The following is a 1,078-nucleotide window of genomic DNA, read 5'->3' on the forward strand; positions in this document are numbered from 1 at the left end:
ATTAGAGCGGTCACCGCCTAAGAACGCCAGTACGACATCGGTGTCGGCAGGTAACCCGGATGAAAAACCAAACTCGGCGATCCGGTGCGTGTTGTCCCGGACTTCCATCGCGGTTTGATACTGTACCTGCTGGATAACCCCTTTATCATTACAGGTAGTTACCCTGCCTAAACCGAGCATCATCATGGCGCGGCGATATAAATTTTTAACGTCCATAATGACGTGTCTCCATAATTGTCTCGTAAAATTCATACGGTTGTATGGCAAACGCGGCCGGTGGCATCAGGGTCAGTTCTGCCCGTGTGCCGTCATCTTTATTACGAACATAAGACACTTCAGATAACAGCCATTGTTCGGATGCCAGCCCGAACGCCGGTAAATGGATCGGGATCAGGGTATTGGGCGTCCACAGTGTCCCGCTGACATCCCGCCAGCTATCAACCAAGACTTTGAGGACTTTAGAGCGTCCATAACGGCGGTTCATTTCCCAGTTAATCGCGTCTTGCTGTTTTCCCCAGGTATGCAAAGTACTTTCGATAATAGTGACGTAATTGCGGTAGCGCATCTTTTCCGCTGCCGGATCTTTGGCTGTCGCAATCGTCACCACGTCATAACCTTTTCCTGCCGACAGTTCACTTAACCCGCTCACATTCATCGACAGGCCGATGTACTCTGAGAACCGCTCATTCATGGCGGACTGGTAATCGGCCTGCTCAATGTTTTTCCCCTGCGCCACACCACTGGCAGCCACTTTGTCACTGACCCGGGTCAGAAATAAATTGCCGTCCGGGGTGTCGTAATACAGCAGGGCAGACCAGCGAGTAATGCGGTCAATGATTTCCTGTGAAGACTCCCCCCAGTTCAGGGTGAATTGCGGTACGGCTTTCATATCAGTCACATCCGATTTCACTTCAATGCCGTACCATTGCGCCAGTTTTTGAGCAATTTGTAATGCCGTCGCCGAAGTAATCACGTTCTGCGGCCATTTTGCCGAACAATCAACCAAATCCTGACATTTACCGCGTCCGGTCACCCGTATCTGGTGAGTGCTTTTGTTAATGGACGCATTCCAGATATC

2 protein-coding genes are annotated in these 1,078 nt (G+C 50.6%); both read right to left on the reverse strand.

Going from position 1 to position 1,078, the window contains the following annotated elements:
* A partial coding sequence (locus tag Xbud_RS19000) for a phage baseplate assembly protein domain-containing protein (RefSeq protein WP_244590055.1) occupies nucleotides 1–216 on the reverse strand: 216 nt, incomplete at its 3' end.
* A partial coding sequence (locus tag Xbud_RS20020) for a phage baseplate assembly protein (RefSeq protein WP_169923121.1) occupies nucleotides 206–1,078 on the reverse strand: 873 nt, incomplete at its 5' end. The genes Xbud_RS20020 and Xbud_RS19000, both read right to left, overlap by 11 nt.

Origin of the sequence: Xenorhabdus budapestensis, from assembly GCF_002632465.1 — a bacterium.
Classification (GTDB): Bacteria; Pseudomonadota; Gammaproteobacteria; order Enterobacterales; family Enterobacteriaceae; genus Xenorhabdus; species Xenorhabdus budapestensis.